This window comes from Amycolatopsis kentuckyensis, assembly GCF_041679295.1.
GTDB lineage: Bacteria > Actinomycetota > Actinomycetes > Mycobacteriales > Pseudonocardiaceae > Amycolatopsis > Amycolatopsis kentuckyensis_A.
Genome location: NZ_JBGDMD010000005.1, coordinates 583,351 through 608,338 on the forward strand (window position 1 = coordinate 583,351; position 24,988 = coordinate 608,338).

Sequence of the window (24,988 nt, forward strand, 5' to 3'; positions counted from 1 at the left end):
CAACCACAGCACTCGCGCGTACGCGTTCCGGCACAGTGCGTCGCGAAACTCCCCGGAACGCTCGGCCGTTCGGCTAGCGTCACAGTTTTTCGACAACTTTCTCAGCTGATTCCCAGCTAACGCGGTGATCCTCGAAGGAGGGGATCCACCAGAGGGAAGCAAGGGGAAGTGTCGTGCTGCTGTCGTCCCGGGGGCGTCGCATCGGCGGGCGGGTCGCGCTCGGCGTCGTGTCGGCGCTCGTGCTCGGCGCCACCGGGTACGCCTGGTCGCAGCTGAGCAAGCTGGACGACGGCCTCGTCACCGCCGACGTCATCCCGCCGTCGGCGCAAGTGGACGAAGAGGACACCATCCCCGGCGAACCGCTCAAGGTCGCCCAGAACATCCTGCTCGTCGGGATCGACGCGCGTACCGACGCGTACGGCAACCCGTTGCCACAGAACGTGCTCGACGCCCTCCACGCCGGCAGTGGCGACGACGGCGGCGACACCACCGACACGATGATCGTCGTCCACATCCCGGCGGGCGGTGCCGCCGCCACCGCGATCTCGATCCCGCGCGACTCCTATGTGGACATCGCGGGCGGCTACGGCAAGCACAAGATCAACTCCGCCTACAGCCGCGGCAAGAACGCCGCGATGTCCGGATTGCGCGCCCAGGGTCTCTCCGGCGCGCAGCTGGAGGTGGCGGCGAACGAGGCGGGCGCGAAGACCGCGATCCAGACCGTGCAGAAGTTCACCGGGCTGACCATCAACCACTACGCGGCCATCAACCTCGCCGGCTTCGACGCGCTGTCGCAGGCCGTCGGCGGCGTCGAGGTCTGCCTCAAGGAGCCGGTGCACGACAGCTACTCCGGCGCGGACTTCCCGGCCGGCCCGCAAACGCTTTCCGGCGCGCAGGCGCTCGCGTTCGTGCGGCAGCGCCACGGCCTGGCCAACGGCGACCTCGACCGCATCGCGCGGCAGCAGGCGTTCCTGTCCGGGATGGCCAAGAAGGTCCTGAGCGCGGGCACGTTCACCGACGTGTCGAAGCTGAACGCGCTGGTCAACGCCGTGCAGGGCGCCGTGGTCCTCGACAAGGGCTGGGACGTGCTGAGCTTCGCGCAGCAGCTGCGGGGCATGAGCTCCGGCGCGATCGCGTTCGCCACCATCCCGGTGCAGAGCCTCTCGCTGGCGACGCCGTCGGACGGCGACGCGGTGAAGGTCGACCCGGCGCAGGTCCAGCAGTTCGTCCGGACGGCGATCAGCACGCCGGCGGTCCAGGCCTCGGGTGACGACACCGCCGGTGGCGTCAAGCCGGTGGCGGCGACCACCACCAGGACCGCGGACAGCAAGCAGCCGGCGACCACGGCGGCCGCCGGCTGCGTCAACTGAGTGATCAGACGAACGCGGACTGTCCCGTGATCGCCTTGCCGACGATCAGGGTGTTCATCTCGCGCGTGCCTTCGAACGAGTAGATCGCCTCGGCGTCGGCGAAGAACCGCGCGACGTCGTAGCCGAGCACGATCCCGTTGCCGCCGAAGATCTCCCGGCTCCAGGCGACGACCTCCCGCATCCGCGAGGTGACGAACGCCTTGGCCAGCGACGAGTGCTCGTCCTTGAAGATCCCCGCGTCCTGCAGCCGGGCGAGCTGCACGAGCATGCCCCACGACGCGGTGATGTTGCCGAGGCTCTTCACGAGCAGGTCCTGCACCAGCTGGAACCGCGCGATCGGCCGGCCGAACTGCGTGCGCTCCTGCGCGTAGGCCAATGCGGCTTCGTACGCGCCGATCATCACGCCCAGCGCCTGCCACGCGACGCCGCCGCGGGTGGCTCGCAGGATCTCGGCGACGTCGCGGAAGCCGTTGATGCCCTGCAGCCGGTTGGCTTCCGGGACGCGCACGCCGGTGAGGGTGATCTCGGCGTTCTCGACGATCCGGAACGCGGTCTTGCCCTGGATCTTCTCCGGCACGAAGCCCGGCGTGCCCTTCTCGACGACGAACCCCTTGACGTGGTTGTCGTCGACGTCCCGCGCCCAGACGACGACGTAGTCGGCGAAGGTGGCGTTGCCGATCCACTTCTTGGCGCCGTCGAGGACCCAGGTGTCGCCGTCCCGCTTGGCTGTAGTCCTCATGCCGCCTGCGACGTCCGATCCACCCAGGGGCTCGGTCATCGCGAACGCGCCGATCTTGTCCATGGCGGCCATCTCGGGCAGCCAGCGGTCACGCTGCTCCTGGCTCCCTCCACTGTGGATGGAGTACATCGCGAGTCCGTTGTGGACACCGAAGAACGTCGCGACGGACGCGTCCGTGCGGCTCATCTCCATCGCCATCATGCCGGTGAGCAGGTGGCTGACCGCGGGCTTGTGCTCGCCGTAGCCCTCGTACGGCAGGCCGGCGAGGCCGCTTTCGCGGAACATCCCGATGAGTTCCTTCGGGAAGGTGCCGGCTTCCCAGTTCTCGTTCACCAGCGGCTTGACGTCATCGGTCATGAACTCGCGCGCCTTGACGAGCAGCTTGCGCTCGTCGTCGGGGAGCAGCGCCTCGAAGTCGTAGAAGTCGGCGGTCAGCTTGTCCTTGAGCGGTTCCATGTCAGTTCTCCTCCACTGCGTGCAGAACGGCGAGCTGCTTGCGGTCGCGCGTCTCGGCCAGGTCCGAGTACGTGGCGGAGCCGTAAGCCTGTTCGACGGCTTCGATGAGCCGTTCCTGCTCTTCGGGGCTCTGGCTGGGGTTGCCCAGGCCGGCCCACATCTTCTTCATGGACTTGCCGATGTGCTCGGCCATGTGCCGGTAGCCGCCGGGACCGCCACCGAGGTGCGAGCCGAGGAACGGCCCGACGGTCGCCCAGCGGATACCGAGCGACCTGGTCAAAATGATGTCCAGTTCGGCTGGAGTCACCACTCCCTGCTCGACGAGGTAGATCGCCTCGCGGCTCAGCGCGTTCTGCAGCCGGTTGCCGACGAACCCGGGGATCTCCTTGCGCTCCACGACCGGCGTCCGGCCGAGGGAAGTGTAGAACTCGACGGCGCCTTGCACTGAATCGTCGCTGGTCTGCTCGCCGGGGACGACCTCGACCAGCGGGATCAGGTGCGGCGGGTTGAACGGGTGTCCGATGAGGACACGCGTCCCGTCGATCTCTTCGGTGAACGCCGTCGACGGGATGGCGCTCGACGAGCTGAGCAACAACGCGTGGTCCGGGGCTTCCGCGACGAGCTGCTTGAACAAGTCCTTTTTGAACTCGACGTTCTCGGGACCGTTCTCCTGCACGACATCCGCGTCTCGCACGGCTTCGGTCACGTCGGCGGCGATGCTCACCCGGCTCGCCAGATCGGCGGCGGTCGTGCCCAGGTGTGGCGCGAACGTCTTCAGCGCGTCGGCGACGGCCTCGGCGAGGTCGGGCCGGGGATCGGTGACCCGGACGATCAGGCCGTGGTGGGCGAACAGTGCCGTCCAGGACAGGCCGATGGTGCCCGCGCCGATCACAGCGGCGTTCTTCATGACCGGGCTCCCTTCAGGTAGTCGAAGACCGGCTTGACCGGGGCGAGCGTCAGGTCGGTGCGGATGTGACTGGCGGAGACCACCTCCAGGACGGGCAAGTCCGCCAGCGGTGCGAGGACGTGCTGGAACAGCTGCAGCCGCGCGGGGCCGGTGTAGGCCTCCTTGACCACGACGTCGGTGATCTCGGTGCGGACCAGTTCCTGGACGCGCGGCGCGCCGTCGTAGCCGGGGATCGTCTTGAGCATGAAAGTCGGGACGGTGATCTGGCGTTCCGCCTCGCGGGCGTCCAGCTCGTGGTGCTTGTAGCCCATCGTCGCGGTCGCGACCCGCAGCGTCCCGTAGTCCAACGTGCCCACCAGGACACCGTTGTCGACATAGAGGTTCGGGCTGCCGACGGTCTTCGGGTACGCGCTCACCTCGCGCCCGGACGCGGTCGCCGGGAAGTTGTCGAGGTACATCGCGTGCAGGTACTCGCCGCGTTCGCCGTCGAAGCTGACCTCGATCGCCTGGCCGGACTCGGTGTACGGGCCGTAGCCGGAGACGTCGCCCATCTTCATGACTTCGAAGCGCACCAACGGTTCTTCGACCCGCAGCGGTTCCGGGACGACCGCGCGCAGGGCGTCGGCGTCGGTGCGGTAGACGATGTTCAGGTACTCGCGGTTCGTGAACCTCGGGACCACCGGCGCGAACGCCGGGGCGGTCAGGGGAGTGGTCACGTGCTGCCGGACTTCTTCGATCTTCATTCGCCTGTCCACTTCGGAGCGCGGCGCTCGGCGAAGGCGGTCATGCCTTCGCGGACGTCGGCGGACTGCATCAGCTTCTTGATTTCTTCGCGCTGCACCGCCGCGGGATCCGCGGCACGCACGATCTTCTTGACGGCGGCGAGCGCGAGCGGTGCGTTCTCCGCCAGCTTCTCGGCCAGCTGCAGCGCGACGGCGGCGGCGTCGCCGGCCGGCGTCACGCGGTTGACCAGGCCCAGCTCGCCCGCGCGGCGGCCGGTGACGGGCTCGCCGGTCAGCAGGAACTCCATCGCCAGGTGGTGCGGGATCCGCTGGGGCAGCCGGAGCACGCCGCCGCCCGCGGCGATCAGGCCGCGCTTCACTTCGGGGAGGCCGAACTTCGCGTCTTCGGCGGCGACGATCAGGTCGCACCCGAGGGCGAGTTCGAACCCGCCGCCCATCGCGAAGCCTTCCACCGCGGCGATCAGCGGCTTGGCCAGTTCGGCTTCGGTGAGGCCGCCGAACCCGCGTCCCGGGATGTCCGGGGACTCGCCCTTCAGCGCGGCCTTGAGGTCCATGCCGGCGCTGAAGGTGTTGTCGGCACCGGTCAGGACGCCCGCCCGGAGCGCGGGGTCGGCTTCCAGTTCGTCCAGGGCGGCGGCCAGCTGGGCGGCGACGGCGGCGTTGACCGCGTTGCGGGCCTGGGGCCGGTCGATCGTGATCAGCAGGGTGCTGCCGATCCGCTCGGTGCGTACTTCGGTCATGGTCGTGCTTCTTTCTCAGAGTTCCGCGAGGACTTCGGCGGTGTCCTCGCCGGCCAGCGGGGCCAGGCGGCGGATCGAGCCGGGCGTCGCGGAGAACTTCACCGGGATGCCGACCGTGCGGATGGTGCCCTCGCTCGGGTGCTCGACGGTGTCGAGCAGGTGGCCGTCGCGGACGTAGGGGTTCTCGTGGGCCTTGTCCAGCTCCAGCACCGGTGCCATCGGGATGCTGTGCTTCGCGCAGACCTCCGCCCACTCCTCGGTGGTCAACGCCGGCGCGCAGGCGGCGATCTGCTCGGTCAGCCACTCGTTGTCGGCGCGGTCGATGGCCTCGCCGTTGACACGCGGGTCCTCGGCGAGGTCCGGGCGCTCGGCGGCGGCGAAGAAGTCGCGGAAGTTCTTCGGGTTGTAGGGGATGACGCAGGCGAGACCGTCCTTGGTGCGGACCGCCGCGTGGCCCTTCGTCATCGACAGCGCGAACCCGGTGGGCCCCTCGGCCGGCTCGTAGGTGTGGCCCGCGAGGTGCTCGACCAGGTTGAACGCGAGCAGCGTGTCGGTCATCGGGATTTCGATCTGCTGACCCTGCCCGGTCCGGTCGCGGTGGACCAGCGCGGCGAGCACGCTGTAGGCGATGGTCAGCGACGACACCTTGTCGCCGATGATCGTCGGCAGGTAGACCGGCTCGCCGAGCGCGCGGTTGGCGACGTCGACCAGGCCGGAGGAGGCCTGCACGGTCTCGTCGTAGGCGGCGTTGCCGGCCTGGGGCGAGTCGCCGCGGAAGCCCTGCGCGTGGGCGTAGACCAGGCGCGGGTTGCGTTCGGCGACGTCGGCGTAGTTCAGGCCGAGCCGGCTCAGCGCGCCGGGGCGCATGTTGGTGATCAGGATGTCGGCGGTGTCGATCAGCTTGCACGCTTGCTCGCGCTCGGTGTCGTCCTTGAGGTTGAGGGCCACGCTGCGCTTGTTGCGGTTGACGTTGAGGTTGAGCGCGGTCATGCCCGGCGTGGTGCGGTACTGGCCCACCCGCACGGTGTCCGCGGGGGACTCGATCTTGATCACGTCGGCGCCCAGGTCGCCCAGGATCTGAGCCGCGTACGGGCCCATCACCACGGTCGAGAGGTCGATCACGCGCACGCCGTCCAGCGGTCCGGTCGTCATCTTTCCGTCCTTTCGCGCCTTGCTCTTTCGCTCTACTTACGAACGTAGGCGCGGTCGGCACGAAAGGGAATGATCATGATACGAACAATGGTGTGACCGCAGTGGTCATACCATTCTAGGTGGTCAGCGGCTCCGCGAAGATCTCTTTCGCGGCCTCGACGAGCTCACGCAGGTCGCCGTCGGCGCGATCGCGGCGCCAGAGCAGGCCGGTGTCCAGCTGCGGGCGGAAATCGGTGAAGGGCAGGACGATGACGTTGTCGAGCCGGTAGCCGTGCATCGGGCTCTTCTCGTCGAGCATCGAAATGGAAAAGGCTTCACCGCTGGAAATGATTTCCGACGTCCCGCCGTAGCCGGTGTTGGTCAGCCGGATGCGTTTCTTGACACCCAGTTCGGTCAATTGGTGGTCGAGCTGGTCGAAATACGCGGGGGTGATTTCCCCTGGTGAGGCCACGTACGGGAATTCGGTCAGCTCGGCGAGGCTCACCGAGTCCCGCCCGGCGAAGAGGTCGGCCGGGACGACTGCGCCGAGCCGTTCCGACATGACGGGCACCTGCTCCAGTGCCGGATCGGTGACGGGCAGCCGGGCCAGGGTGAGGGCGAGCTTGCCCTCGTGCACGCCCTGCACGAGATCGGCGGTGGTGCCGGGCCACCGTTTCAGCTCGTAGCTTTCGTGAACGCGCCCGGCGAGGGCGTTGACGCGGTCCCGCAGGTCGGGGTGCACGCCGGCAGGCATGCCGAGGAAGACGGTGCTGCGCCGCGGCCGGGTCGCTTCCCGCATCTTCCAGGGAATCGCGCTGACCCGTTCGAGGACGTCCCGCGCGAGCGGCAGCAGCGCGGTCCCGGCGGCGGTGAGGGTGACGTGGTGGGTGCTGCGGTCGAACAGCTGCTGGCCGAGCTCGTGTTCGAGGTCTTTGATCCGCTGCGAGAGGGGAGACGCGGCCATGTGCAGCTTCCGCGCGGCCGCGGAGAAGTTCAGTTCCTCGGCGACCGCGACGAAGTAGCGCAGGTGCAGCATCTCCATGCCCCGAACCCTACGGCCCGCCCGGGATCGACACGCCCCGGCGGACCAGGTCCAGGAGGCGGCCGCTGCGGTCCGCCGCGCCCGAGAGCGCGACGCCGGTGGCGAGCAGGAGGAGGTCGAGGGCCTCGGTGTCGGCGGCGATGGCGCCGGCCGCCTTCGCGCGGTCCACCAGGGCCGCGGCCGTCTCGTTCACCGCCGCGTGCCACTGGGCGAACAGCGTTTCGTGGTCGCCGGCCGGCGTGGTCAGCGACATGGCGAGGTCCCGCTTGTCCCGGACGTGCTCGACGAACGCCGCGAGCCAGGCGAACAGCTCCGCGCCCGGGTCGGCCGAGTCGAGACGCGCGTTGGCCGTCAGTGAAGCGACTTCGCTCGCGTACACGGCGATGACCAGTTCGCGGCGGCTGGGGAAGTGCCGGTACATCGTCGCGTTGCCGATGCCGGCGCGGCGGGCGACGCGGTCGAGTGGGGCGTCCGGGCCGTCCTCGGCGAACACCTCCTTCGCCGCGGCGAGGAGGAGCGCGTGGTTGTCGCGGGCGTCGGACCGGCGGGCTCGTGCGGGCATCGCGCTCCTTGCCAAACGGGGACTTCCCCGGTTAGCGTAGCCGCACCCTATCCGGGGAACTCCCCACTTAAGGAGCGAGCATGGACGCCGCCGAAGTGCACCGCCGGTTGATCGCACTGACGCCGTTCACGGCCGAGAGCGTCGCGGAAGGCCTGCGCTACATCGACCCGGACGTCGTCGACCACCGCGGCGGCGCCGGGGGCGACCACCACGGCATCGACGCCTGGCGGGCGAAGTGGGAGGCCATGCTGGACGGCGGGATCTTCGCCGGCTTCCGCGACATCGGCGTGCGGGTCGAGCAGAACGTCGCCGCCGGCGAGTTCTCGGTGAACCGCTACACGAGCACCGGAACGGAGATCGCGACCGGGCGCAGCTACGCCGTGACCAGCATGGACATGATCCGCGTCCGCGACGGCCGGGTGGTCGAGCACTGGGCGCTGATGGACGTCACCGACCGCGCGGCCCAGCTGGCGCCAGGGGGAACGCCATCGTGAACGCTGCGCCGCCTTCCGGGGCCGGGCCCGCCGTCAACGCCCCGCCCATCCGCGTCACCAGCCCGTGCACCAGGGCCAGCCCGATCCCGGACCCCACCGGCCGCCGGTCGCGGTAGCGCGCGTTCAGCACTCCCCGCTCGAACGCCACCGGGTAGTCCTCCGGCGCCAGCCCCGGCCCGCCGTCGCGGACCGACAGGTGCGCCGCGGACCCGTCGGTGGAAAGCGCGAACACCATGGGCGCGCCCGACGGCGTCACCCGCAGCGCGTTCTCCGCCAGCCCGTCGACCACCTGGCGCAGCCGCCGCGCGTCCGCCACCACCACTACCGGCGAAGGAGGCGCCGAGATCCGCAGCTCGACGTCCTCCCGCGCGCACCGCAGCTGCCACACCTCCGCGCAGTCGCGGACCAGCGCACCCAGATCCAGCGACGTCACGTCGAGGCGGAACTCGTCCGCGCCCAGCCGGGCCAGCTCCAGCAGGTCCGTCACCAACCGCTCCAGCCGCACTGCCTCGCGCTGGATCGTCTGACCCGCGCGCACCGCGTCGTCACCGGAAGCGACGCCGTCCGCGATCGCCTCGGCGAAGCCCGTCACCGCGGTCAACGGCGTCCGCAGCTCGTGCGACACCGACAGCAGGAAGTCCCGCTGCCGGGCCTCGCTCACCGCCAGCGCGTCGGCCAGCGAGTTCAACGACCCCGCGACCTCCGCCACCTCGCGCGGCCCCTGGACCGGCACCCGCACGTCCCGCCGGCCGGCCCGCAACGACCCCGCCGCCGCGGCCGCCCGGCGCAGCGGACGGCCCAGCAACCGGCCCGACACGAAGCCCGCGAGCGCGGCCACCAGCAGCCCGATCCCCAGCGCCAGCGCGATGTTGCGCACCAGCGCCTTTTGCGTCGCTTCGGCGTTGCGCGCCGGCAGGACCAGCGCGAACGCCGCGCCGCGCGTGCCGACCACCCGCGTCTCGACGAGGTACTGCGAGCCGCCGACCGTGACACGTCCGGAGTGGTCCGCGCCGAGCCCGAGCTTGCCCGCGGCCTGCACCGCGACCGCTTCGCCGAGCACCTGCGCGCCGCCCGCGCGCCGGACCACCACCGAGATGCCCTGCCCGCGCACGACGTCGGCCACCTTGCCGACGCCCAGCCGGTTGCCGATCCCGGTGTCGTCGAGCTGCGTCGCGACCACGTCGGCCTGCGCGGACAGGGACGACTGCAGCACGTTGTCCGCCGTCGTCCGGATCAGCCGGGCCGCGACGAGGCCGGCGACGATCACCGCCACGCCCGCCACCGCCAGGCACACGAGCGTGATCCGCCCGGCCAGGGTGCCCTTCACGCCGGGTCCGCCGCGTAGCCGATGCCCCGGACCGTCCTGATCGGACTGGCCGGCCCGAGTTTCGCGCGCAGCTGCGCCACGTGGACGTCGACCGTGCGCGTGCCCGCCGCGGCGGCGTACCCCCAGACGGCGCTCAGCAGCTGGTCGCGCGAAAGCACCTGCCCCGGGTGCCGGAGCAGGTGCGTGAGGAGGTCGAACTCCGTCGACGTCAGGGAAATCTCGGTGTCGCCGGCCCAGGCGCGGCGGCTGGTGACGTCGACGCGCGCGCCGCCCACGGCGAACGTCTCCGCCGCCGGCGTCGCCCCGGAAGCGCGCCGCAGCACGGTCCGGACGCGGGCCGCCAGCTCGCGCGGGCTGAACGGCTTGGTCAGGTAGTCGTCGGCGCCGATCTCCAGGCCCAGCAGGCGGTCCAGCTCGTCGTCGCGGGCGGTGACGAACAGCACCGGCGTCCAGTCCCCGGCCGCGCGCAGCGCCTTGCAGATCTCGATCCCGTCCATTCCGGACAGTCCGATGTCGAGCACGACCGCCACCGGCTTGAGCCGCCGGACGGCGTCCAGCGCGCGGCCGCCGTCGGCCTCGACGTGTACGCCGAAGCCGTCGCGCTTGAGGTACAGCGCGGCCAGCTCGGCGATCGCGGCCTCGTCCTCGACCACGAGGACGAGGCCGCGTCCCGGTGACCCCATGCCCGCTCCCGTCGCCGCCGTCACCAACGGGGAGACGCTAGCGGGTCAGGGGGAGCCATCGCTGTTCATGTCGGATTCGATGCCGTTGAGCGTCGACTCGATGCCGCTCAGTTCCGAGGACGCGGGCGGGTTGCCGGACGGCGAGCCGACCAGGTTGTCCCGGCAGGCCGAGCAGCCGAGCGCGATGAGCGCGGCGGCCCCGACCGCCGCCGCGACCCTCGCGCCCCTCACTTGGCCGGCTTGCAGTGCGCGGACGCGAAGGCGTCGAGCTTCTGCTTGGCCGCGTCGATCTCCCCGATCCGGCCCTGGCGCTTGGTGGCGCGGTCGTCGAGTTTCTTGGCGCGGTCTTCGTGGCCCTTGGCGCGCTGGTCCTGGGCCCGCGCCTTGAGGTTCGCGACCGAGCCGGGCACCTCCGGGCCGCCGTTGATCCGCGTCTTCAGGTTGTCGGCCTTCTTCTGCAGCTTCGGCACCCAGTCCGAGCAGACCTGCTGCGACTCCTCGGGGCTGAGCGTGATCGGCGCTACCGGCGCCGTTGTTTGGGCCGAGGCCAGTGGGGCCGCCACCAGGAGGCAGGCCGCGGTTCCGCAGCCCGCCAGTGCCAGCCTCGTCCAGGTGGTTCGTCGCATCGTTTCTCCCTTGGGTTCGTCGGGTGCGGGGAGAACTTTTGCGGGGTGGTGTTCGGGGGGCGTCCGTTCAGTGTTCGGGGTTTGTAAGGGCGTTTTTGCCCGGCACCCCGAAGCTCTCGCGTCACGTGGTCCGCTCGTACATTGACAGGAACTGCGCCATTGCCGCGTTCACCGCTTTGCGGTCGCCCGTCGTGACGAGGTCCAGTAGCAGACCTCGCGTTACGGCCAGGCCTAGGCGGGCGTGGGCGGGGCGGTCGGCTTCGGGCACGCCGCGCTCGGCCAGCAGCGCCTCGATCGGGGCCAGCCAGTCTTCGATGATGCCGTTCAGGAACTCTCCCGTGCCCGGCGTGCCGCCCAGGGCCTGGCCGTAGAGCTGGAAGAACAGCTTTTCGTTCGCGCGCAGGTCGTCGGCGGTGAGCCGGTGCCAGAAGTCTGCCGGGTCCAGGTCGGCCAGCGCTGCTCGCTGGCGGGCCTCGACCTCGCGCGCCACCGCTGTGAGCAGGCCTTCCTTCGAGCCGAAGTGGTAGATCAGCATGCGGTGGCTGGTGCCTAGGTCCGCGGCCAGCGCCCGGAGGCTCTGCCCGGCGCCGCCGTGGTGGGCGATGCGGTCGATCGCCGCGTCGAGGAGCTTCGCGCGCGGGCTTGCGTCGATCATGTACCGAATGGTACACGTACCAAATGGTACAGAAAATCTCGGTGCGCGGGGTGACCGCTGCGGACCCCGACACCGTGTACGCGCTGCTGCGGGACGGCGCGAGCTGGCCGCGCTGGTCGCCGCTGGGGTCGTTCGAGCTGGTTCGCGAGGGTAGGGACGAACCGGAGGGGCTCGGCGCGATCCGGCTGTTCCGGACCGGCGGCGTCCGCTCGTACGAGGAGATCGTCGCGCTCGAGCCCGGTCGCCGGTTCGGCTACGCGCTCGACCACGGGTTGCCGCTGCGGGACTACGTCGCCTACGTCGACCTCGCGCCGGTCGATGGCGGCACCGAGATCCACTGGCACTCGTCGTTCACGGCGAAGGTCCCCGGCACCGGCTGGTTCTACCGCCGGTTCCTCGCCCGCTTCATCGGGCGGGTCGTGGCGGGGCTGGTCGAGGCGGCGCCGGTGGCCCCATAAAGTAGGCGCATGTCAGCGCCACGACGGGGATCGACCGGCCGCACCCAGGAGGAACGCAGCGCGGCGATGCGCGTCCGGCTGCTCGACGCGACGATCGACTGCCTCGTCGAGTACGGCTACGCGGGCACGACGACGACCCGGGTGGCCGACCGCGCCGGCGTCACGCGCGGTGCGCAGGTGCACCACTTCCCGACGAAGGCCGACCTCGTGACGTCGGCGGTCCGGCACCTCGCGCGCAAGCGCACCGAGGTCGCGATGGCCGAGCTCGACCGGCTCCGCGCGTCCAGCGACCCGGTCGGCGACGCGTTGCAGCTGATGTGGGAGATGCACCAGGGGCCGGTGTTCTCGGCGACGGTCGAACTGTGGGTCGCCGCCCGGACCGACCCGGACCTGCGCGGCCAGATGGCGGCGGTCGAGCCGATCGCGACGTCGAGCCTGGTCGAGTTCGGCAAGGCGCTGCTGCCGGAGCACGCGGAGCACCACGAGTTCCTGCATGCGGTGTACACGGCGATGGACGTGGTGCGCGGCATCCTGATCGCGAGCTGGGCGACACGGGACCAGGACGAGCTGGAGGCCCGTTGGGAGCGCGGCCGCCGCCACCTCAGGCTGCTGTTCACGACGTTGATGGCCACTGTCTGAACGGCGTGTTACTCTCCCGCGGAAAGTAAGGAGACACGCCGTGCTGCCGAACCCGTTCGACCGCAACTGCCCGACCCGCCAGCTGCTCGACCGCATCGGCGACCAGTGGACGGTGCTGATCGTCGGCGCGCTGAGGGACGGCCCGCTGCGCTTCACCGAGATCGCCCACCGGGTGGACGGGATCTCCCAGAAGGTCCTGACGCAGACGCTGCGGAGCTTGGTCCGCGACGGGATCCTGACGCGCACGGCGTACGCGGTGATCCCGCCGAAGGTGGAGTACGAGCTGACGGCCCTGGGACGCAACTTGTCGGAGCCGCTGGACATGCTGGACCGCTGGGCCCGCCGGCACATGACGGCGGTCCAGGAGGCCCGCGAAGCCTACGACGCGGAGCACACCCCCGCGTCGGCCTGAGTTCGGCGTCCACCGAAGCGTCCCGCTCCTAGGTTCGGGGGCATGGACGAATTCCGCGCCCTCCACATCCCCGGTTCCCCGCTCCTGCTGCCGAACGCGTGGGAGTTCGGCGTCGGCGCATTCCTTGCCGCCCAGGGCTTCCGCGCCCTCGGGACCACGAGCCTCGGCGTCTCCGCGGCCGCCGGCGAACCCGACGGCGCCCCCTCGACGCGGGACGCCACCGTTGCCCTCGCGAAGCGCCTGACCCGGCTGGACGTCCTCGTCAGCGTCGACATCGCCGACGGCTTCGGCGCCGATCCCGCCGCCGTCGCCGATCTTGCCGCGGAACTCGCCGAGGCCGGCGCCGTCGGGGTCAACCTCGAAGACGGGCTCGGCCCGGCCGACCACCACGTCGCCCTGATCAAGGCCGTCAAAGACCGTGTGCCGGCCCTCTTCCTCAACGCCCGCACCGACACCCACTGGGCGGGCGACCACTCCGTCGAAGAAGCCGAACAACGGGCGAAGGCCTACGCGGACGCCGGCGCGGACGGCATCTTCGTCCCCGGCCTGGCCGCACCGGCGGACATCGAGAAGATCGTCGACCTGGGCCTTCCCGTCAACCTGTTGTTCCTCCCCGGCAAAGTCACCTTCGCCGGTTTGGCGGAGCTGGGCGTCGCGCGGGTCAGCCTCGGCTCGCTCCCGTACCGCATGGCCCTCCGAGCCGCGGCCGGGACGGCGGTGGCGATCCGCGACGGCCGGGACCTGCCGCCGAGCCCGCCGACCTACGCCGACGTCGTCGCGCTGCTGCCGTAATCGGCTTGCCCGGTCTGCCAGCCTGAAGCCCATGACCGACTTCGCCGTCCCGCCCGGATACCTGAACACGCCCAGCGTCGGCATCCCGCCGGCCCCGGTGGCGGCGGCGGTCGCCGAGTCCGTCGAACGGTGGCGCACCGGTGCGACGCGGCCGGGGGAGTTCGACCAGTACGTCGACCGGTCGCGGGCCGGGTTCGCGCGCCTGCTCGGCGTCGAGCCCGGGCGGGTCGCGATCGGCGCGTCGGCCTCGCAGCTGGTCGCCAACGTCGCCGCCGCGCTGCCCGCCGGCACCCGCGTGCTCGCCGCCGAAGGGGATTTCACCAGCGTGACGTTCCCCTTCGCGGCGCAGGGCCTCGCCATGACCGAGGTGCCGCTCGAGGCACTGCCGGAGCGGGTCGAGGGCCACGACGTCGTCGCGGTGAGCGTCGTCCAGTCCGCCGACGGCCGGCTCGTCGACCTCCCCGCCCTGCGGGCCGCCGCCGAGGCCGCGGGGGCGGCGGTGCTGCTCGACGCGACCCAGACCGTCGGCTGGCTGCCCCTGGACGTCGCCTGGGCGGACTGGGTGGTCGCCGCGGGCTACAAGTGGCTGCTGTCCCCGCGCGGCTGCTCGTGGCTGTACGTGCGGCCGGACGCGCACGAGCGCACCCGGGCGGTCGCGGCGAACTGGTACGCGGGGGAGGACCCGTGGACCACGGTCTACGGCCTCCCGCTGCGCCTGGCCGGCGACGCCCGCGCGTTCGACCTCTCGCCCGTCTGGCTCGCCCAAGTCGGCGCCGCCGCCGCGCTGGAGTACCTCGGCGGGCTCGACCTCGCGCAGGTCGCGGCGCACAACACCGGCCTCGCCGACCTGCTGCTCGAGAAGCTCGGGCTGCCGCCGCGCAGCACCGCGATCGTCTCGCTCGACGCCGATCCGGAGCGGGTCGCGGCGGCGGGCATCGTCTCGAGCGTCCGCGGCGGCCGGGTGCGCGTCGGCTTCCACCTCTACAACACCGCTGACGACGTCGAACGCGTCTTACGCGCATTGGAGTGAACGCCGCCGGGGCGGTGAACTACCGTATGGCCCCGTGGTTGGTGCGCATTTCACCCCAGGCCCGTCCGACACGGCCCCGCTGGGCGCGGTGCCCCCGCAGCCGCGGCCGCCCGCTCCCGGGCCGCCGCCGAGGGACACCAAGGCCCTCGCGCTGCGCGGCGCCGGGCTGGTCGCCATCGCCGTCGTCGCCGGGCTGCTGTGGTACCTGATCCGGCACGACTCGACGCCGGACGAGCCCGTCGCGCAGCCGCCGGCCCAGAACACCGGGCAGTACCAGTTCACCAAGGTCGCCGGGCCGGACCGCGTCAACGACTGCTCGGCCAAGTCCTACGGCGACACCCAGAAGTTCTTCGAAGACTCGCCGTGCCAGTCGCTGGCCCGCGCGCTGTACACGACGGAGACGGGTGGCGCGAAGGCGCTGGTGTCGGTGGTCGTGGTGGGCATGCCGGACTCGACGAAGGCGAAGGCGCTCAAGAGCCTCACCGAGAAGGACGGCACCGGCAACGTGACCGACCTGGTCCGGGACAAGACGTTCGCCGGCTCCGGCGTCCCGAACCTGAGCGGCAAGAACTCGGCCTACTCGTCCAAGGTCGAGGGCACGAACACGACGATCGTGCTGGCCGACTTCTACGACAAGCACACGGACAAGGCCCTGATCGAGAAGATCGCCGACGACGCCCTCCGCCTGTCGGCCGACCTCAAGGGCTGACCGGGCCCGATCCCCATGACATGAATGACTCATTCATGTCGCCTGACGACATGAATGAGTCATTCACTACATCGGTGCCGGCTCAGCTCGCCTGGCCGGGCATGGCAATCGCCGCCGGCTTCTCGCCCGCCTCCGCGCGCCACGGCGTCCCGCGCCGCGAAGCCGCCACCAGCGCGTGCAACGCCGTCGTCCGCAGACCCGCGTCGTCGGTGTGGTTGATCACCGCCAGCCACGCGTTCGCGCAGTCGGCCTCGGCCGTCGCGACGACCAGCGACGCCGACTTCGCGTCCGTCACCGGCTTCTTCGGGACGTACGCCGCTTCGGGCGCCACCGGGGTCGCTCCGGCCGCCGACAGCATCGTCTGCAGCAGGTCGCGACGCACCGCGTGCTCCGCCGCGCCGGCCTTCTCGGCGTCGCCGAAGTCGCCCGGCAGGAATGCGCTGACCAGGCCGTACACCCAGACGGCGGCGTGCTCGGCGGCGAGCGCGGTCTGCAGCGGGTCCACCGCCTCCGCGGGCGCCGCACCGGCGGACGCCACCGGCGCCGGCGCGTCCTCGCCGGGGCCCAGCGCAGGCGCCGTGCGCTGGAGCGCCGCGCAGCCCGCCGCCACCGCCGCGACCAGGCCGGCCCGGTAGCGCGGCAGCCCGCCGACGAGGTCCTCGGCCTGCTTGCGCGCGGTCGCCAGCCGCTCCTTCAGATCGCTCAGCGCGGCCGGCGCCGGCGGCGGCGCGGACGTCGACGGCTTCGGCCGGTTCAGCCGGTCCACTTCGGACTTCAGCGCGGCCGCGTGGGCCGCGCGCGCGTCGGCGAGCTGGCCGGCGGCGTCGGCGTTCTCGCCCTTGGCCAGCGCCCGCGCGGCGGCGGCGTCCGCCTCGGCGGCGGCCAGCAGCGGCTGCAGGGGGTCGGGGCTCTCGTCGTAGCCGGGCCCGCACGCGGCCAGCGGGACGGCCAGCGCGGCCAGCGCCCCCGCGCGGAGGGCGGCACGACGGGTCAGGTCGGTCGGTCTTCCGGTCACGTCGGCCCATCCTGCCAGGCCCCGGGGCGGCCCCGCCGCTCGCGCGGAGGGAACGGGGGACCGGATAAGCTGGTCCACCACCGACCCGCGCAACTCCAGCCCGAAACAAGGAGAGCCCCACGTGCCAGGAGAACTCGCCAGCCGGCTTCAGCCGATAGTGGCCGAAGCCGTCACCGCCGCGGGTTTCGACCTCGACTCGTTCGAGGTGCAGCAGGCCGGCCGGCGGCAGCTGGTCAAGGTCGTCGTCGACGCCGACGACGGTGTCGGGCTGGACGAGGTCGCCGAGGTCAGCCGCAAGGTCTCGGCGGCGCTCGACGAAAACGAGCACGTGCTCGCGAGCGCCTACACGCTGGAGGTCACCTCGCCGGGCCTCGACCGCCCGCTCACCCAGCCGCGGCACTGGCGGCGCGCGCGGTTCCGCCTGGTGAAGATCACCCCGGTCGAGGGAACGGCCTTCATCGGGCGGGTCGGCCACGCGGGCGAACACGCCGCCCGCGTCCTCGACGGCGGCAAGATCCGCGACGTCCGCTACGCCGACGTGGCGAAGGCGGTCGTGGAGATCGAGTTCAAGCAGCCGCCCGCCGAGGACCTGAAACTGCTCGAAGACGACGCGTCCGGCATGATCGCCGCCGAGACGGAGAAGGGGTCGAAGTGAACGTCGACATCGCCGCGCTGCGGGCGATCGAACGGGACAAGGACATCCCCTTCGAAACGGTGATCGAGGCCATCGAGACGGCCTTGCTCACCGCGTACAAGCACACCGAGGGCCACCAGCCGCACGCCCGCATCGACATCGACCGCAAGACGGGCCTGGTGCGCGTGCTCGCGCACACGCTGACCCACGACGGCCAGGTCGACGAGGAGTGGGACGACACCCCCGAGGGCTTCGGCCGGATCGCCGCCACCACCGCGCGCCAGGTCATCCTGCAGCGGCTGCGCGACGCCGAGCACGAGAAGACCTTCGGCGAGTTCTCCACCAAGGAGGGCGAGATCGTCGCCGGGGTGATCCAGCGCGACGCCCGCGCCAACGCCCGCGGCATGGTCGTGGTCCAGGTGGGTGACACCGAGGGGGTGCTCCCGTCCGCCGAACAGGTGGCGGGGGAGTCCTACGAGCACGGCAGCCGGATCAAGGCGTACGTGGTCACCGTCTCGCGCGGCAACCGCGGCCCGCAGATCACGCTCTCGCGCTCGCACCCCAACCTGGTGCGCAAGCTGTTCGCGCTCGAGGTCCCGGAGATCGCCGACGGGACCGTCGAGATCGCCGCCGTCGCGCGCGAGCCCGGGCACCGCACGAAGATCGCGGTCAAGTCCACCGTGCCGGGCGTCAACGCCAAGGGCGCCTGCATCGGCCCGGTCGGCGCGCGCGTGCGCAACGTGATGAGCGAGCTCGCCGGCGAGAAGATCGACATCATCGACTACTCCGAGGACCCGGCCCGGTTCGTGGGGAATGCCCTGTCGCCGGCGAAGGTTGTTTCGGTACGAGTCGTGGACGAGCGGGCGAAGACCGCCCGGGTCGTGGTGCCGGACTTCCAGCTGTCGCTGGCGATCGGCAAGGAGGGCCAGAACGCCCGCCTCGCCGCCCGCCTGACCGGCTGGCGGATCGACATCCGCAGCGACGCCGCACCGGCGGACGACGAGGGTGATCAAGACCACGCCCGTCCGCCGCGGCCCGCCGCGACAACCGGTTCGGCTGAGTGAAGGTCGAAGCGCTAGACTCAGGAGTGGTTCGAAGCCCGCGGCGGGTAGCCGAGCACCAGCCCCACCGGAATTCCCCGGTGCGGACTTGTGTCGGCTGCAAGCGGCGGGCATTGATCGGTGAGCTGCTGCGCGTGGTCGCGGTGGCCGGGCGGGTGGTCGTCGACGAACGTCGGCGGCTGCCGGGCCGGGGGGCTTGGCTGCACCCCGACCCGGACTGCCTGGCCAAGGCCGAACGGCGGCGAGCCTTCCCGAGAGCCTTGCGGGCTCCCGGGGCGCTCGACGCCCGCGAGGTCCGCGAGCACGTCGGGCGCACCACCCCGCACCACGAACCCGGGACGTCCCCGGGGTCGCGAGGAATCAAGGAAGCAGGTCGACCCGTCATGAGTCAGCCGTGAAGCTGAAGCCATGAGCGTCAGACAATAAGGACGAGGTCAGCGGGATTTCCGCCTGGCCTCCCCTAGATGAGGAGAGTTGTGCCAGGCAAGGCCCGCGTACACGAGCTCGCGAAGGAGCTCGGCATCACCAGCAAGGACGTTCTCGCGAAGTTGAAGGAACAGGGCGAGTTCGTCAAGTCCGCGTCGTCCACGGTCGAGGCGCCCGTCGCCCGCCGTCTCCGCGACGCGTATGCGCCGAAGGGCGCGAAGAAGCCCACCCCCGGCCCGTCGGCGCGCCCCGGCCCGCCGGCCGCCAAGCCCGCCGCCCCGAAGCCCCCCGCACCTGCCCAGCAGCAGGCTCCGGCGGCCCAGGCGGCGCCCGCTCCGGCTCCGGCCGCACCCCAGCAGCAGGCGCCCGCGGCGGCGAAGCCGGCCACCCCGGGGCAGCGCCCCGGCCCCCGGCCCGGCCCGCGTCAGCAGCCCGCCGCGCCCGCACCCCAGGAGCAGGTCCCGGCCGCGAAGGCCGAGGCGCCTGCCGCACCCAAGCAGGACACCCCGGCCGCGCCCGCGCAGGGCACCGGCTCGGTCGTCCCGCCGAAGCCGCAGGGCCCCAAGCCCGGCGGTCCCAAGCCCGGTCCGCGCACCCCGCGGGTCGGCAACAACCCGTTCGGCGTCGGTTCCGGCGCCCCGCCGCGTCCGCAGGCCCCGCGCCCCGGTGGCGGTCAGGGCGGCGACAACCGCCCGCCGCGTCCCGGTGGCGGTCAAGGCGGCGGTGACCGTCCGGCCCCGCGGCCCGGCGGCGGCGCCGGTGGCAACCGGCCGAGCCCGGGCAACATGCCCCCGCGGCCGAACCCCGGCATGATGCCGGGTCGCACGCAGCGTCCCGCCGGTCCCGGTGGCGGCGCCCGCGGTGGTCCCGGCGGCGGTGCTCGTGGCGGCCCCGGTGGCGGTGCTCGTGGCGGTCCCGGTGGCGGCGGCGGCGGTTTCCGCGGCGGTCCCGGTGGCGGTGGCGGCGGCGGTGGCTTCCGCGGCGGTCCCGGTGGCGGTGGCGGCGGCGGCGGTTTCCGTCCCGGCGGTGGCACGGGTGCCCCGGCCGGCGGCGGCGGTTTCCGCGGCGGTGGCGGTGGCCGTGGTGGCCCCGGTGGCCGTGGCGGTACCGCGGGTGCCTTCGGGCGTCCCGGTGGTCCCTCGCGCAAGGGCCGCAAGTCGAAGCGGCAGAAGCGCCAGGAGTACATGGACAACATGCAGGCGCCCAGCGTCGGCGGCGTCCGCCTGCCCAAGGGGCAGGGCGAGACGATCCGGCTGCCGCGGGGTGCTTCGCTGACCGACTTCGCCGAGAAGATCGACGCCAACCCGGCTTCGCTGGTGCAGGTGCTCTTCCACCTCGGCGAGATGGTCACCGCGACGCAGTCCGTGTCGGACGACATCCTCGAGCTGCTCGGCGGCGAAATGAACTACACGGTTCAGGTCGTCAGCCCCGAGGAAGAAGACCGCGAGCTGCTGGAGACCTTCGACATCACCTACGGCGACGACGCCGGTGGCGAAGAGGACCTGCAGGTCAGGCCGCCGGTCGTGACCATCATGGGTCACGTCGACCACGGTAAGACCCGCCTGCTCGACACGATCCGGAAGACGAAGGTCCGCGAGAGCGAGGCCGGCGGCATCACGCAGCACATCGGTGCGTACCAGATCGAGACCGAGCTCGAGGGCAACCCGCGGCTGATCACCTTCATCGACACCCCGGGTCACGAGGCGTTCACCGCCATGCGTGCCCGTGGTGCGAACTCGACCGACATCGCGGTGATCGTGGTGGCGGCCGACGACGGTGTGATGCCGCAGACGGTCGAGGCGATCAACCACGCGCAGGCCGCCAAGGCCCCGATCGTGGTCGCGATCAACAAGATCGACAAGGAAGGCGCGAACCCGGACAAGATCCGGCAGCAGCTGACCGAGTACGGCCTGGTCGCCGAGGAGTACGGCGGCGACACGATGTTCGTCGAGATCTCCGCGCGGCAGAACATCAACATCGACGGCCTGCTCGAGGCGATCCTGCTGACCGCGGACGCCGCTCTGGACCTCCGGGCCAACCCGGACATGGAGGCCCAGGGTGTCGCGATCGAGGCGCACCTCGACCGCGGCCGCGGCCCGGTGGCGACCGTCCTGGTCCAGCGCGGCACGCTGCGCGTCGGCGACTCGGTCGTGGCGGGTGACGCCTACGGCCGCGTCCGCCGGATGGTCGACGAGCACAACGTCGACGTGACCGAGGCGCTGCCGTCGCGTCCCGTCCAGGTCATCGGGTTCACCTCGGTGCCGGGTGCGGGCGACACCTTCCTGGTGGTCGACGAGGACCGCGTCGCCCGGCAGATCGCCGAGCGCCGTGCCGCTCGTACGCGCAACGCGCTCAACGCGTCGCGCCGCAAGCGGGTCAGCCTCGAGGACCTCGACTCCGCCTTGAAGGAGACGAACAGCCTCAACCTGATCATCAAGGGTGACAACTCGGGTACGGTCGAGGCCCTCGAAGCCTCGCTGCTCCAGCTGGACGTCGGCGACGAGGTCGAGCTGAACGTGGTCCACCGCGGTGTCGGTGGCGTGACCGAGTCGGACATCGACCTGGCGACCGCGTCCGACGCGATCGTCCTCGGGTTCAACGTCCGCGCCCAGGGCAAGGCGACCGAGCGGGCCACCCGCGAGGGCGTCGACGTCCGGTACTACACGGTCATCTACCAGGCGATCGACGAGATCGAGCAGGCCCTCAAGGGCATGCTCAAGCCGGAGTACGAAGAGGTCGAGCTGGGCCGCGCGGAGGTCCGCGAGGTCTTCAAGTCCTCCAAGATCGGCACGATCGCGGGTTGCCTGGTCATGTCCGGCGAGATCCGGCGCAACGCCCGGGCCCGTCTCCTGCGCGACGGCACCGTCGTCGCGGAGAACCTGCCGATCAGCTCGCTGCGGCGGTTCAAGGACGACGTGGTCGAGGTCCGCGAGGGCTACGAGTGCGGTCTGACGCTCGGTTCGTACGGCGACATCAAGGTCGACGACGTGATCGAGACGTACGAGCAGCGCGAGAAGCCGCGTTCCTGATGTTCGGGGCCGGGTGCGTGCGGGAAGTCCCGCACGCACCCGGCGCTTCCCTACTACACCACCAAAACTGCCTATGTTCGTCGGAGCTCTCGAGCTCGACATCCTGCTCGGCGACGTCCATTCGCTGAAGCAGAAGCGATCCGTGGTCCGTCCGGTGCTGGCCGAGGTGCGCAAGCGCTTCGCCGTGTCGGTGGCCGAAGCCGGGCACACCGATCTGCACCGCCGGACCCTCATCGGGGTCGCCGTGGTCGCCGAAGGTGGCGAGCACGTCCGGGACGTGCTCGACTCGTGTGAGCGGTACGTGGCGGGCAGGCCGGAGTTCGAACTGCTCTCCGTCCGCCGCCGGCTGCTCGGTCCAGACGATTGAGGCTTATTCTGGTTAGGCCGCCACGCCCCGCCCACACACTGTTGTTCAGGGCGAAAGTTGTGTGGCGGCCGACGGCTGAATAAGCCTCACCAGATCTTTTCTAGGAGAACGACATGGCTGATCCGGCTCGGGCTCGCAAGCTCGCCAAGCGGATCTCGCAGATCGTGGCGTCCGCGATCGAGCACGAGGTCAAGGACCCCCGGCTGGACCACGTGACCATCACGGACACGAAGGTCACCGGCGACCTGCACGACGCCACGGTGTACTACACGGTGCTCGGCGAGAAGCTGGACTCCGTCCCGGACTTCGCCGGTGCGGCGGCCGCGCTCGAATCGGCGCGCGGTGTGCTCCGCACGAAGGTCGGCCAGGGCACGGGGGTCCGCTACACGCCGACGCTGACGTTCGTCGCGGACACCATCCCCGAGGAGTCGAAGCGGATCGAGGACCTCCTCGCGAAGGCCCGCGAGGCCGACGCGGAGGTCGCGCGCCGCGCGACCGGAGCCCAGCACGCGGGCGACGTCGACCCGTACAAGGCACCGCGCGAAGACACCGAAGACGACGACTTCGCCGAGGAGGAGAGCCGGGGCTGACCCCGTGCTCTCCCGCCGCGGTCTGCTCGCCGGCAGCGCACTGGCGCTGCTGGCGGGCTGCTCGTCGCCGGAACCGGCGCCTGGTCCGCCCACGGTCCCGCAGCCGACCCGCCCTTCGCCGCCGCCCGACCCGGTGACGGTCGAGCGTGTGCACTCGGCCGCCCGCGGCACGGACGTCGACCTGGTCCTGATCACGCCCGAAGGCGTCCCGGCAGCGGGCCTGCCGGTGTGCCTGGCCCTGCACGGCCGCGGCGCCCGCGCGCGGACGTTCCTCGACCTCGGAGTTCCCGCGGCGTTGACGCAGGCCGTGCGCGAGGGCGTCCCGCCGTTCGCGGTGGCCGCCCTCGACGGCGACCACTACTGGGTCGACGTCGGCGGGGACGACGACCCGCAGCGCATGCTCACCGACGAAGTCCCGGGCTGGCTGACGGCCCGCGACCTGCGCCCGGCGTCGGCGGTGTTCGGGATCTCGATGGGCGGCTTCGGCGCGTTGCGCTTCGCCCGGGCACACCCGGACCTGAAGGCGGTCGCGACGGCGAGCGCGGCCCTGTTCGTCAGCTGGCCGGATGCCCGCGGCCGCAAGGTGTTCGCGGACGAGGCCGGCTGGCGTGCCGAGGAACCGTTGCTGCACACGGGAGAACTGCGCCCGGCGGCGTTGGGCGTCTGGTGCGGCGAGTCGGACCCGTTCCTGGGCGCGGATCGCAAGCTGGTGAAGGCGGTTCCGCCTGCCGTGTCGAGGTTTTCCCCGGGCGGGCACAAAGACGAGTACTGGCGTGGGATCCTGCCGGACGTCCTGAAGTTCGTGGGGCAGCGGCTAAGCTGACGCGCGCGCGAAGAGAATCGCTTGTGACACTTCGTTTCCCGGGTTGAGCGCCCAATCGGCTTCGATCGTGAACCCGGCCTCCCGGACCCGCCGCGCCAGCCACCACGGTTGCCGCAGGTGGACGTGGACCCGCATCGGGTGCCCGCCGTAGCCCTGGGTCTTCAACCGCGTCCCGACACCCACGTGGTGCCCGATGACCAGCAGCCCGCCGGGCCGCAGCACGCGCCGGAAGTGCCCCAAGGCGACCGGGACCGCGTCGTCCGGGACGTGGATCAGCGACCAGAACGCCAGCACCCCCGCCATCGACGCGTCGGGCAGCGCCAGGTCCGTCATCGAGCCGACGTCGAACCGCAGTTCCGGGTGCGCCTGGCGGGCCAGGTCGATCATCCCCGGCGAAAGGTCGATGCCGGACGCCTCGACGCCCAGCGACGCCAGGTGGGCCGTGAAGTGGCCCGGGCCGCAGCCGACGTCCACGGCCGGCCCGTCGACCTCGGCCGCGAACAGCGCCAGCGCCGCCCGCATGTACGGCTGCTTCTCCAGGGCGTCGGAAACGAATTCGGCGTAGCTCGACGCCACCGTGTCGTACGACGTGCGGGTGTCCGCGAGCCAGGTCATCGCGCCCGCAGCCCGTCGAGGACCATGCCGAGCGCGCGCCGCCAGTCCGGGGTCGCCGTCGCCGCGGCGAACACCATCGCCAGGTCCTCCGCGCGGAAGTCCTTCCGCAGCGCGCCGGCCTCCTGGGCGCGCGAAATGATCCGGTTCATCCCGGAGCCGTTGGCCTGCTTGGCTTTCTCCAGCGCCGACGCCGGGTCGAACGTCCGCGAGCACACCTCGGTGAAGCCGCGGTCGGAGACCTGCATCAGCACCGAACGTTCGAGAAACAGGACGAAACCCGCCCAGGGGTCCTCGCACGCGAGTGCCTCCGCCACCACGGCCTGGGCTTCTTCCAGCGTCGGCAGGAACGCCGCCTCGACCAGGTCGGCCCGGGTCGGGAACCGGTTGTAGAGCGTCCCGATCGCGACCTCGGCGCGGCGCGCGACCTCGTCCAGCGGCGCGTCGACGCCCTTGGTGCCGAACACCTCCCGGGCGGCCGCCACCAGCGCTTCCCGGTTGCGCCGGGCGTCCGCGCGCAGGGGGCGTTGCTCGACGGTCACGGTCGGAGAGTATAGCCGCGGAGGTTGCCTTCTGATCGGAACCTCACAGTGCCCACGGCCCGCGCCCGCCGGGAGCACAATGGGGGACAGCGGGGGCGATCCCCGCGTCGAGGCGGCCACCGAGGGAGGTCGGCACCCGTGCACTCCGATCTCTCCCCGGCCGGGCGCACCGGAGTCCTCCTGGTCGGCACCCGCGGGCAGCGGGGCCCCGGGGAGGTGCTGATCAGGATCAGGGGCGGCGTGGAAACCTTCCTGGCCTGGTCCGACACGGAGCTGCCGAAGGGCACGACCGTCCTGGTCGTGGAAACCCGGGGCCGGCGCACGGTCGACGTCGTGGCGTGGGACGCCTCGGAACCCACTTCCTAGTGTGCGAA

Annotated in this window: 31 protein-coding genes; 16 read left to right on the forward strand and 15 right to left on the reverse strand. The window is 71.5% G+C overall.

The window, feature by feature from the left end:
- The first annotated feature begins 173 nt into the window (after positions 1-173).
- Positions 174-1,370, forward strand: a complete 1,197-nt coding sequence (locus tag ACERZO_RS23460) for an LCP family protein (protein ID WP_372666866.1) — start codon at positions 174-176, stop codon at positions 1,368-1,370.
- A gap of 4 nt (positions 1,371-1,374) precedes the next feature.
- Here the strand turns inward: ACERZO_RS23460 and ACERZO_RS23465 are convergent, their stop codons facing one another.
- The 7 genes from ACERZO_RS23465 to ACERZO_RS23495 all read right to left on the reverse strand — a co-directional run bounded on the left by ACERZO_RS23465 (position 1,375) and on the right by ACERZO_RS23495 (position 7,690).
- Positions 1,375-2,565, reverse strand: a complete 1,191-nt coding sequence (locus ACERZO_RS23465) for an acyl-CoA dehydrogenase family protein (RefSeq protein WP_372666867.1) — start codon at positions 2,563-2,565, stop codon at positions 1,375-1,377.
- Position 2,566: 1 nt separating this feature from the next.
- Complete coding sequence (locus tag ACERZO_RS23470) at positions 2,567-3,472, reverse strand: 3-hydroxyacyl-CoA dehydrogenase NAD-binding domain-containing protein (protein WP_372666868.1); 906 nt, start codon at positions 3,470-3,472, stop codon at positions 2,567-2,569.
- Positions 3,469-4,215, reverse strand: a complete 747-nt coding sequence (locus ACERZO_RS23475) for an acetoacetate decarboxylase (protein ID WP_372666869.1) — start codon at positions 4,213-4,215, stop codon at positions 3,469-3,471. Before ACERZO_RS23475 ends, ACERZO_RS23470 begins: the two co-directional genes overlap by 4 nt.
- On the reverse strand, positions 4,212-4,955 hold the full coding sequence (locus ACERZO_RS23480) for a crotonase/enoyl-CoA hydratase family protein (RefSeq protein WP_372666870.1): 744 nt from the start codon (positions 4,953-4,955) through the stop codon (positions 4,212-4,214). Before ACERZO_RS23480 ends, ACERZO_RS23475 begins: the two co-directional genes overlap by 4 nt.
- A 15-nt stretch (positions 4,956-4,970) precedes the next feature.
- Positions 4,971-6,107: a CaiB/BaiF CoA transferase family protein gene (locus ACERZO_RS23485; RefSeq protein WP_372666871.1), complete on the reverse strand. Its 1,137-nt coding sequence runs from the start codon at positions 6,105-6,107 to the stop codon at positions 4,971-4,973.
- Positions 6,108-6,222: 115 nt separating this feature from the next.
- The gene (locus ACERZO_RS23490) at positions 6,223-7,128 is read right to left on the reverse strand and encodes a LysR family transcriptional regulator (protein ID WP_372666873.1); all 906 of its coding nucleotides are present in this window, start codon (positions 7,126-7,128) and stop codon (positions 6,223-6,225) included.
- Positions 7,129-7,138: 10 nt separating this feature from the next.
- Positions 7,139-7,690 carry a TetR/AcrR family transcriptional regulator gene (locus tag ACERZO_RS23495; protein WP_372666874.1) on the reverse strand — a complete coding sequence of 184 codons (552 nt, stop codon included), beginning with the start codon at positions 7,688-7,690 and terminating at the stop codon, positions 7,139-7,141.
- Between the two features lie 80 nt (positions 7,691-7,770).
- Between ACERZO_RS23495 and ACERZO_RS23500 the strand changes: the two genes are divergently transcribed.
- Complete coding sequence (locus ACERZO_RS23500; protein WP_372666875.1) at positions 7,771-8,184, forward strand: ester cyclase; 414 nt, start codon at positions 7,771-7,773, stop codon at positions 8,182-8,184.
- Here the strand turns inward: ACERZO_RS23500 and ACERZO_RS23505 are convergent.
- From ACERZO_RS23505 to ACERZO_RS23525, 5 genes are all read right to left on the reverse strand, one after another.
- Positions 8,138-9,511: a sensor histidine kinase gene (locus ACERZO_RS23505; protein WP_372666876.1), complete on the reverse strand. Its 1,374-nt coding sequence runs from the start codon at positions 9,509-9,511 to the stop codon at positions 8,138-8,140. The two genes, ACERZO_RS23500 and ACERZO_RS23505, sit on opposite strands and share 47 nt — an antisense overlap.
- Positions 9,508-10,194, reverse strand: a complete 687-nt coding sequence (locus ACERZO_RS23510) for a response regulator (RefSeq protein ID WP_372666877.1) — start codon at positions 10,192-10,194, stop codon at positions 9,508-9,510. Before ACERZO_RS23510 ends, ACERZO_RS23505 begins: the two co-directional genes overlap by 4 nt.
- 45 nt (positions 10,195-10,239) lie before the next feature.
- Entirely contained in the window at positions 10,240-10,425 is a 186-nt protein-coding gene (locus ACERZO_RS23515) for a hypothetical protein (protein WP_372666878.1), read from the reverse strand.
- Positions 10,422-10,820 (reverse strand): hypothetical protein, encoded by a 399-nt coding sequence (locus tag ACERZO_RS23520; RefSeq protein ID WP_372666879.1) that lies wholly within the window; start codon positions 10,818-10,820, stop codon positions 10,422-10,424. The genes ACERZO_RS23515 and ACERZO_RS23520 overlap by 4 nt, the downstream gene beginning before the upstream one ends.
- 121 nt (positions 10,821-10,941) lie before the next feature.
- Positions 10,942-11,475 carry a TetR/AcrR family transcriptional regulator gene (locus ACERZO_RS23525; RefSeq protein ID WP_372666880.1) on the reverse strand — a complete coding sequence of 178 codons (534 nt, stop codon included), beginning with the start codon at positions 11,473-11,475 and terminating at the stop codon, positions 10,942-10,944.
- 23 nt (positions 11,476-11,498) lie between these two features.
- Here ACERZO_RS23525 and ACERZO_RS23530 point away from each other — a divergent pair, with 23 nt between their 5' ends.
- The 6 genes from ACERZO_RS23530 (at position 11,499) to ACERZO_RS23555 (ending at position 15,515) form a co-directional block, all read left to right on the forward strand.
- Entirely contained in the window at positions 11,499-11,933 is a 435-nt protein-coding gene (locus tag ACERZO_RS23530; RefSeq protein ID WP_372666881.1) for an SRPBCC family protein, read from the forward strand.
- Positions 11,934-11,999: 66 nt separating this feature from the next.
- Positions 12,000-12,572, forward strand: coding sequence for a TetR/AcrR family transcriptional regulator (locus ACERZO_RS23535; RefSeq protein ID WP_372667217.1), 573 nt, complete (start codon positions 12,000-12,002; stop codon positions 12,570-12,572).
- A gap of 40 nt (positions 12,573-12,612) precedes the next feature.
- Complete coding sequence (locus ACERZO_RS23540) at positions 12,613-12,984, forward strand: winged helix-turn-helix transcriptional regulator (RefSeq protein ID WP_372666882.1); 372 nt, start codon at positions 12,613-12,615, stop codon at positions 12,982-12,984.
- A gap of 42 nt (positions 12,985-13,026) precedes the next feature.
- Positions 13,027-13,776: an isocitrate lyase/PEP mutase family protein gene (locus ACERZO_RS23545; protein ID WP_372666883.1), complete on the forward strand. Its 750-nt coding sequence runs from the start codon at positions 13,027-13,029 to the stop codon at positions 13,774-13,776.
- Between the two features lie 31 nt (positions 13,777-13,807).
- Entirely contained in the window at positions 13,808-14,806 is a 999-nt protein-coding gene (locus tag ACERZO_RS23550) for an aminotransferase class V-fold PLP-dependent enzyme (protein WP_372666884.1), read from the forward strand.
- Positions 14,807-14,894: 88 nt separating this feature from the next.
- Positions 14,895-15,515 carry a hypothetical protein gene (locus tag ACERZO_RS23555; protein WP_372667218.1) on the forward strand — a complete coding sequence of 207 codons (621 nt, stop codon included), beginning with the start codon at positions 14,895-14,897 and terminating at the stop codon, positions 15,513-15,515.
- A gap of 82 nt (positions 15,516-15,597) precedes the next feature.
- Here ACERZO_RS23555 and ACERZO_RS23560 read toward each other — a convergent pair whose 3' ends face one another.
- Positions 15,598-16,530: a ferritin-like domain-containing protein gene (locus ACERZO_RS23560; protein ID WP_372666885.1), complete on the reverse strand. Its 933-nt coding sequence runs from the start codon at positions 16,528-16,530 to the stop codon at positions 15,598-15,600.
- 121 nt (positions 16,531-16,651) lie between these two features.
- Between ACERZO_RS23560 and rimP the strand changes: the two genes are divergently transcribed.
- The 7 genes from rimP (at position 16,652) to ACERZO_RS23595 (ending at position 23,460) form a co-directional block, all read left to right on the forward strand.
- Entirely contained in the window at positions 16,652-17,185 is a 534-nt protein-coding gene (rimP, locus tag ACERZO_RS23565) for a ribosome maturation factor RimP (protein ID WP_372666886.1), read from the forward strand.
- Positions 17,182-18,228 (forward strand): transcription termination factor NusA, encoded by a 1,047-nt coding sequence (gene nusA / locus ACERZO_RS23570; RefSeq protein WP_361094747.1) that lies wholly within the window; start codon positions 17,182-17,184, stop codon positions 18,226-18,228. The genes rimP and nusA overlap by 4 nt, the downstream gene beginning before the upstream one ends.
- Before the next feature lie 77 nt (positions 18,229-18,305).
- A complete protein-coding gene (locus tag ACERZO_RS23575) occupies positions 18,306-18,623 on the forward strand; it encodes a YlxR family protein (RefSeq protein ID WP_364271753.1) in 318 nt (105 codons plus the stop codon).
- A gap of 78 nt (positions 18,624-18,701) precedes the next feature.
- Entirely contained in the window at positions 18,702-21,680 is a 2,979-nt protein-coding gene (infB, locus tag ACERZO_RS23580) for a translation initiation factor IF-2 (RefSeq protein ID WP_372666887.1), read from the forward strand.
- 73 nt (positions 21,681-21,753) lie between these two features.
- Positions 21,754-22,047: a DUF503 domain-containing protein gene (locus ACERZO_RS23585; RefSeq protein ID WP_372666888.1), complete on the forward strand. Its 294-nt coding sequence runs from the start codon at positions 21,754-21,756 to the stop codon at positions 22,045-22,047.
- A 113-nt stretch (positions 22,048-22,160) separates the two neighbouring features.
- Complete coding sequence (gene rbfA, locus ACERZO_RS23590) at positions 22,161-22,637, forward strand: 30S ribosome-binding factor RbfA (RefSeq protein ID WP_372666889.1); 477 nt, start codon at positions 22,161-22,163, stop codon at positions 22,635-22,637.
- A gap of 4 nt (positions 22,638-22,641) precedes the next feature.
- Positions 22,642-23,460, forward strand: coding sequence for an alpha/beta hydrolase (locus ACERZO_RS23595; protein ID WP_372666890.1), 819 nt, complete (start codon positions 22,642-22,644; stop codon positions 23,458-23,460).
- Here the strand turns inward: ACERZO_RS23595 and ACERZO_RS23600 are convergent.
- Positions 23,452-24,075 (reverse strand): class I SAM-dependent methyltransferase, encoded by a 624-nt coding sequence (locus ACERZO_RS23600; RefSeq protein ID WP_372666891.1) that lies wholly within the window; start codon positions 24,073-24,075, stop codon positions 23,452-23,454. The genes ACERZO_RS23595 and ACERZO_RS23600 overlap by 9 nt on opposite strands.
- Positions 24,072-24,614, reverse strand: a complete 543-nt coding sequence (locus tag ACERZO_RS23605) for a TetR/AcrR family transcriptional regulator (RefSeq protein ID WP_372666892.1) — start codon at positions 24,612-24,614, stop codon at positions 24,072-24,074. Before ACERZO_RS23605 ends, ACERZO_RS23600 begins: the two co-directional genes overlap by 4 nt.
- Positions 24,615-24,752: 138 nt before the next feature.
- Between ACERZO_RS23605 and ACERZO_RS23610 the strand changes: the two genes are divergently transcribed.
- Positions 24,753-24,980: a hypothetical protein gene (locus ACERZO_RS23610; RefSeq protein WP_372666893.1), complete on the forward strand. Its 228-nt coding sequence runs from the start codon at positions 24,753-24,755 to the stop codon at positions 24,978-24,980.
- Positions 24,981-24,988: the final 8 nt, after the last annotated feature.

Excerpts from the sequence above, each read along its gene's own strand:
- ACERZO_RS23465 (WP_372666867.1), bottom strand. The coding sequence starts at position 2,565 with ATGGAACCGCTCAAGGACAAGCTGACCGCCGACTTCTACGACTTCGAG.
- ACERZO_RS23470 (WP_372666868.1), bottom strand. The coding sequence starts at position 3,472 with ATGAAGAACGCCGCTGTGATCGGCGCGGGCACCATCGGCCTGTCCTGG.
- ACERZO_RS23475 (WP_372666869.1), bottom strand. The coding sequence starts at position 4,215 with ATGAAGATCGAAGAAGTCCGGCAGCACGTGACCACTCCCCTGACCGCC.
- ACERZO_RS23480 (WP_372666870.1), bottom strand. The coding sequence starts at position 4,955 with ATGACCGAAGTACGCACCGAGCGGATCGGCAGCACCCTGCTGATCACG.
- ACERZO_RS23485 (WP_372666871.1), bottom strand. The coding sequence starts at position 6,107 with ATGACGACCGGACCGCTGGACGGCGTGCGCGTGATCGACCTCTCGACC.
- ACERZO_RS23490 (WP_372666873.1), bottom strand. The coding sequence starts at position 7,128 with ATGGAGATGCTGCACCTGCGCTACTTCGTCGCGGTCGCCGAGGAACTG.
- ACERZO_RS23495 (WP_372666874.1), bottom strand. The coding sequence starts at position 7,690 with ATGCCCGCACGAGCCCGCCGGTCCGACGCCCGCGACAACCACGCGCTC.
- ACERZO_RS23500 (WP_372666875.1), top strand. The coding sequence starts at position 7,771 with ATGGACGCCGCCGAAGTGCACCGCCGGTTGATCGCACTGACGCCGTTC.
- ACERZO_RS23510 (WP_372666877.1), bottom strand. The coding sequence starts at position 10,194 with ATGGGGTCACCGGGACGCGGCCTCGTCCTCGTGGTCGAGGACGAGGCC.
- ACERZO_RS23520 (WP_372666879.1), bottom strand. The coding sequence starts at position 10,820 with ATGCGACGAACCACCTGGACGAGGCTGGCACTGGCGGGCTGCGGAACC.
- ACERZO_RS23525 (WP_372666880.1), bottom strand. The coding sequence starts at position 11,475 with ATGATCGACGCAAGCCCGCGCGCGAAGCTCCTCGACGCGGCGATCGAC.
- ACERZO_RS23530 (WP_372666881.1), top strand. The coding sequence starts at position 11,499 with ATGGTACAGAAAATCTCGGTGCGCGGGGTGACCGCTGCGGACCCCGAC.
- ACERZO_RS23535 (WP_372667217.1), top strand. The coding sequence starts at position 12,000 with ATGCGCGTCCGGCTGCTCGACGCGACGATCGACTGCCTCGTCGAGTAC.
- ACERZO_RS23545 (WP_372666883.1), top strand. The coding sequence starts at position 13,027 with ATGGACGAATTCCGCGCCCTCCACATCCCCGGTTCCCCGCTCCTGCTG.
- ACERZO_RS23550 (WP_372666884.1), top strand. The coding sequence starts at position 13,808 with ATGACCGACTTCGCCGTCCCGCCCGGATACCTGAACACGCCCAGCGTC.
- ACERZO_RS23585 (WP_372666888.1), top strand. The coding sequence starts at position 21,754 with ATGTTCGTCGGAGCTCTCGAGCTCGACATCCTGCTCGGCGACGTCCAT.
- rbfA (WP_372666889.1), top strand. The coding sequence starts at position 22,161 with ATGGCTGATCCGGCTCGGGCTCGCAAGCTCGCCAAGCGGATCTCGCAG.
- ACERZO_RS23600 (WP_372666891.1), bottom strand. The coding sequence starts at position 24,075 with ATGACCTGGCTCGCGGACACCCGCACGTCGTACGACACGGTGGCGTCG.